The following is a 409-nucleotide window of genomic DNA, read 5'->3' as shown; positions in this document are numbered from 1 at the left end:
CCAAATGCTATAAGCTCGTGTTTATCTCACCTCCCTCTCTCAAAGAAGGTGTCAATACAATCTAACCCAGTATCTGACCACTACGCTTTCTTGAAATTAAACCAGTCTCGCGACCAGCCCTCTTCCTTTCGTAGCAGTCAAATCCTTTACTTCATCCAGTTTGTTAAAGAACGTAGAATGCCCACAGATTGGTGGGTCTGGGTGGATTTGAACCACCGACCCCACGCTTATCAAGCGTGTGCTCTAACCAACTGAGCTACAGACCCGCGTTGGCATTCATACTACCGATAGGTGTGGGTACTAACTAAGGGATCTTAAAGGAGGTGATCCAGCCGCAGGTTCCCCTACGGCTACCTTGTTACGACTTCACCCCAGTCATGAATCATACCGTGGTAAGCGCCCCCCTTGC

At 48.9% G+C, this 409-nt stretch carries 1 tRNA gene and 1 rRNA gene; both read right to left on the bottom strand.

Features of this window, described 5'->3' with window-relative positions:
* Nucleotides 1-189 precede the first annotated feature (189 nt).
* Nucleotides 190-266, bottom strand: a tRNA-Ile gene (locus tag IV91_RS0114655).
* A gap of 50 nt (nt 267-316) precedes the next feature.
* Nucleotides 317-409, bottom strand: a 16S ribosomal RNA gene (locus tag IV91_RS0114650); the annotation flags it as partial.

The organism is Ferrovum myxofaciens (assembly GCF_000735045.1).
Classification (GTDB): Bacteria; Pseudomonadota; Gammaproteobacteria; order Burkholderiales; family Ferrovaceae; genus Ferrovum; species Ferrovum myxofaciens.
This window is presented reverse-complemented; position numbering and strand designations above follow the sequence as displayed.